4 protein-coding genes and 1 pseudogene are annotated in these 4656 nt (G+C 76.7%); 2 read left to right on the forward strand and 3 right to left on the reverse strand.

The genetic code is table 11. The features are described from left to right. A pseudogene (locus AB0O00_RS30295) lies at positions 1 to 1611 on the forward strand (branched-chain amino acid ABC transporter ATP-binding protein/permease); the annotation flags it as partial. Positions 1612 to 1661: 50 nt separating this feature from the next. Then, complete coding sequence (locus AB0O00_RS30300) at positions 1662 to 2348, forward strand: ATP-binding cassette domain-containing protein (RefSeq protein WP_363657165.1); 687 nt, start codon at positions 1662 to 1664, stop codon at positions 2346 to 2348. Here AB0O00_RS30300 and AB0O00_RS30305 read toward each other — a convergent pair. From AB0O00_RS30305 to AB0O00_RS30315, 3 genes are all read right to left on the reverse strand, one after another. After that, positions 2302 to 3030: an SDR family NAD(P)-dependent oxidoreductase gene (locus AB0O00_RS30305; RefSeq protein WP_363657167.1), complete on the reverse strand. Its 729-nt coding sequence runs from the start codon at positions 3028 to 3030 to the stop codon at positions 2302 to 2304. The genes AB0O00_RS30300 and AB0O00_RS30305 overlap by 47 nt on opposite strands. Before the next feature lie 151 nt (positions 3031 to 3181). Beyond that, on the reverse strand, positions 3182 to 4099 hold the full coding sequence (locus AB0O00_RS30310; RefSeq protein ID WP_363657169.1) for a zinc-binding dehydrogenase: 918 nt from the start codon (positions 4097 to 4099) through the stop codon (positions 3182 to 3184). Then, positions 4096 to 4656: SDR family oxidoreductase (locus AB0O00_RS30315; RefSeq protein ID WP_363657171.1), on the reverse strand; the 561-nt coding region annotated here is incomplete at its 5' end. The genes AB0O00_RS30315 and AB0O00_RS30310, both read right to left, overlap by 4 nt.

The following is a 4656-nucleotide window of genomic DNA, read 5'->3' on the forward strand; positions in this document are numbered from 1 at the left end:
CGACCTGCGCAGCGCGCTGCTCGTGCCGGCGCTCGCCCTGGTGCTGCTGTCGATCGTCGTCGTCACCGGCTACGGCGGGCAGATCTCGCTCGGCCAGGCCGGGTACGCGGGGATGGGCGCGCTGGGGACGGCGCTGCTGATGTCCGGCCGGGTGCCCGGGCTGCCGCCGCTGCCGGCCGCGCCCGCGCTGCTGCTCGCCGTGCTCGCGACCGCGCCGCTCGGGCTGCTCACCGGGTGGCCGGCGATCCGGCGGCGCGGGCTGGCGCTCGCGCTGGTCACCTTCGCGGTCGGGACGGCGATGAGCCGCTTCGTCTTCCAGCAGCCGTACGCGACCACCGGGCTCACCCTCGACCGGCCGTCCTTCCTGACCGGGGACCGCGCCTTCTACGGCGCCGAACTGCTGCTGCTGGGGCTGGGGTTGGCGGTCGTGCGGGGCCTCCACCGGGGGCGCCTCGGGCGGGCGCTCACCGCGATGCGCGACCACGAGGCGGGGGCCGTCGCGGCGGGGGTGGACGTGCCCGGGCTGAAGCTGCTCGCGTTCGTGGCGGGCGCGGCGCTCGCGGCGCTGGGCGGCGGGCTGATGGGGCTCGCCGGGCGGGCCTTCGACGCGGCGTCGTTCGACCCGGTGCGGGGGCTGTTGTGGTTCGCGGCGGTGGTGGTGGCGGGGGCGGACAGCGCGCTGGGCGCGGTCCTGGCCGCCGCGCTGCTGATCGGCCTCGACGCGGGCACGGTCGCGGGCGTGTCGGCGGTGGCGGTGGGCGTGCTCGCCGCCGCGATCGGACGGCTCCCCGGCGGCTTGGCGGCCCTGCCCGGCCGCCGGCCCGCACCGGCTCCGCCACTGCCGCCGCTGCCGCCCGGGCGCCTCAGCCCGGCGGGCCGGAGGGTGCGGGCGCGGATCGCGGAGCGGGTGGCCGGGGAGGAGCCGCGGTGAGCGAGCGCCCGGCCCATCCCGCCACCCGCCTCACCGCCCGCGGCATCGTCCGCCGCTACGGCGGGATCGAGGCCGTCGGCGGGGTCGACCTCGTCGCGCCGGCCGGGCGGATCACCGCGCTGATCGGGCCGAACGGGGCCGGGAAGAGCACGCTGTTCGACTGCCTGGCCGGGACGGTCCGGCCGGACGCCGGGCGGGTGCTGCTCGGCGGACGCGACGTCACGCGGGTCGCGGCGCACGCGCGGGTGCGGCTGGGACTGGCCCGGACGTTCCAGCAGATCGCCGTCTTCCCCACCCTCTCGGTGGCCGACAACGTCCGGGTGGGCGCCGAGCAGCGGCGCGACCGGGCGGGCGCCGAGCAGCGCACGGAGCGGGCACTCGCACTGTTCGGGCTGCGGGAGGTGGCCGGCGAGTCCGCCGGGGCGCAGCCGACCGGGGTGCTGCGGCTGGTGGAGCTGGCCCGGGCGCTGGCGGGCGAGCCGCGGGTGCTGCTGCTGGACGAGCCGGCGGCGGGGCTGGACTCGGCGCAGACGGCGCGACTGGTGGCCGTGCTGCGGGGGCTGGCCGACCAGGGCATGGCGCTCCTGCTGGTCGAGCACGACGCCGGGCTGGTCGCCGAACTCGCCGACACCGTCTACGCGATGGCGGACGGCCGGGTGGTGGCGGGCGGTCCGGCGGCGGCCGTGCTGGCGGATCCACGGGTGGCCCGGGCGTGGGGCGGGGTGGCGTGATGCCGGTCGAGATCGCGTTGCGCGGGGCGCGGGTCCGGTACGGTCCGCTCGAAGCGCTGCACGGCGTGGACCTGGTGTTCCCGTCCGCGGCGGTGAGCGTCCTGCTCGGGCCGAACGGCGCCGGGCGGACGAGCGCGCTGCACGCGCTGGCCGGGCTCGTGCGGCTGTCCGGGGGCCGGGTGGTGTGGCGGGGGCGGGACGTCACCGGGCTGTCGGCACGCCGCCGGGTGCGGATGGGGCTGGCGCTGGTGCCGGCGGAGCGAGCGGTGTTCGGGTCGCTGACGGTGGCCGAGCACCTCCAACTCGCCGACGCAGCAGGCACATCGGAAGTGCTCGGCCTGTTCCCCGAGCTGGCCGTGCTGCTCCCCCGCCCGGCCGGCACACTCTCCGGCGGCCAGCAGCAACTCGTGGCCCTCGCACGGGCATTGGCCGCGCGCCCCGAGGTGCTGCTGCTCGACGAGCCAGGGCGCGGCCTGGCCCCGGCCGTCGTCGCCCGGCTGCACGCACACCTGCTCGCCGCCGGCACCACCGTGGTCCTGAGCACGCAGGAGCTCCCCCGCACCCTGGCCGGCGCGGCCGTCGTGCACGTGCTGCACCGCGGTGAGGTCGTCTTCTCCGGCGAGCCCGGGGAACTCGCCGTCACTGCGCCAGGTAGCCGCCGTCCACCGGGAGGACGGCTCCCGTGATGAAGGACGCCTCGTCGGAGGCCAGGAACAGCACGGCCGCCGCCACCTCCGCCGGGGAGCCGAGCCGGCCCATCGGGTGGAGCTTCTCGATCGCGGCGAGGTACTCGGGCCCGCCGGGCTCGTCGCGCAGCCGGATGACGCGTTCGGTGGTGATGGTGCCGGGCGCGACGGCGTTGACCCGGATGCCGCGGTCGGCCCACTCGACGGCGAGGTGCTTGGTGAGGCCGGAGGCGACGAACTTGGCGGGGCCGTAGACGGCCTGGCCGCGCTGGCCCGCCTCGCCCGAGATGGAGGAGATGCAGACGACGGCGCCGCCGGGCCGCTCCTGGGCGGTCATCGCGGCGATCGCGTACTTGCAGGTCAAGAACATGCCGCGGCCGTCGATGGCCATGACGTGGTCCCAGTCCTCGGCGGTGGCCTCGGTGATCTCCATGAGCGGGAGCACCCCGGCGTTGGCGACCACGACGTCGAGCCGCCCGTTCCGCTCGACGGCGGCGTCGACCATCCGGCGGGCGTCCTCGTCACGAGCCACGTCGCCGACCACCGTGCCGATGTCGTACGGGAGTTGGCCGGCGAGCCGAGCCAGTCCGGCGGCGTCGACGTCGGTCGCGACCACCGCCGCGCCCTCGCGGGCGAAGCGTTCGGCGACGGCCCGGCCGATGCCGCTCGCCGCGCCCGTCACGACGCACGACCTGCCCGCGAGCCGTCCGGTCCCGTCACCTGTTGCGTTCGCAGTCACCATGGCGCCCGACACTACCGACATGTCGTCAGGTACAGGTGCATGAACACGAGTTGGCGGGCAGACCCGATCACCGGGACTGCCCGCCCGAACCTCACACCGTGAGCACGATCTTCCCTCGCAGGTGCCCATGCTCGCTCACCCGGTGCGCCTCGGCGGCCTCGGCGAGCGGGAGCACCCGGTGCAGCGGAAGCCGCAGCTCCCCCGACGCGTGCAGCGCGAGCGCCGCCTCGTACGCGCGGTCGTAGTACGGCTCGACGCCTTCGGCGCCGCCACTGAAGCGCACCCCGTGCTCCTCGGCGCCCACGAAGTCGGCGATCGTCAGCACCCGGTCCGCTCCGCCGGCCAGCTCGATGGAGAGCGGCAGCACCCCGCCGAGCCCCACGGCGTCCAGCACCTTGTGCACGCCGCCGGGCGCGGCGGCCCGCACCCGCTCGGCCAGTCCGTCGCCGTACGCCACCGGGATCGCGCCCAGCTCGCGCAGGTGGGCGTGGTTGGCCTCGCTCGCGGTGCCGACGACGTTGATCCCGCGCGCCCGGGCGAACTGCAGCAGCAGGGTGCCGACCCCGCCCGCCGCGCCGTGCACCAGCAGCGTCTCGCCGGCGCGCAGCCGGGCCCGGCGGTGCAGGGCGAACCAGGCGGTCTGGTAGCCGATGTGCAGTGCGCTCGCCTCGGCGTCGTCCAGCGACTCGGGGGCGGGGAACGCGGCGGCGGCGTCGAGCAGCGCGTACTCGGCGAACGCGCCGTGCGGAAGCACCGGGTTGCCGATCAGCCGCTCGCCCCGCCGGGCGCCGCCCACGACCTCGCCGCACACCTCGACGCCGGGCGTGAACGGCAGCGGCGGGCTCACCTGGTACTGGCCGCGGACCATCAGCGCGTCCGGGAAGTTGACGGCCGCCGCGCGCACCCGGACGAGCAACTGCCCCGGCCCGGCGACGGGTTGGGGAACGTCCTGGACCAGCTTCATCACGTCGTGCGGCTCGCCGAGCTCGCCCACCTGCCAGGCCCTCACAGCGCGCCGCCCTTCTCAAGTCCCTGCTGGAGCCGGTTCATCGAGCCGAGCCAGCGGTCCGGGTCGGTCGCGCGGGCGCGGTAGTACTCGGCGACCTCGGGGTGCGGGAGGATCAGGAAGCGGTCCTCGCGCAGCCCTGCGAGGGCCGTCTCGGCGACGTCCTCGGGGTCGAGGGCGGTCGGCGCGAGCAGGGCCTCGCCGACGGCTCCGGTGCCGGTGAGCATGTCGGTGCGCACGCCCTGCGGGCAGAGCGCGTGGACATGGATGCCGCGGTGGCGGTACGTCGCGGAGAGCCACTCCGCGAAGGCGAGCGCACCGTGCTTGGTGACGGCGTACGGGGCCGAGCCGAGCATGCTGAGCAGCCCGGCGGCGGAGACGGTGGCGAGGAACCGCCCCTGGCCGCGCTCCAGCCAGTGCGGGAGGAGCAGGTCGGCGGCCCGGACGTGGGCGAGGACGTTGACCTCCCACGCACTGGCCCAGGCCGCGGCGGGCGCGTCGGCGCCGCCCACCGGGGCGACGCCCGCGTTGGCGCACCAGACGTCGATCTCGCCGACCGC

Origin of the sequence: Kitasatospora sp. NPDC093558 (assembly GCF_040683475.1) — a bacterium.
In the GTDB taxonomy this organism is placed as follows: Bacteria; Actinomycetota; Actinomycetes; order Streptomycetales; family Streptomycetaceae; genus Kitasatospora.

Excerpts from the sequence above, each read along its gene's own strand:
- AB0O00_RS30300 (WP_363657165.1), top strand. The coding sequence starts at position 1,662 with ATGCCGGTCGAGATCGCGTTGCGCGGGGCGCGGGTCCGGTACGGTCCG.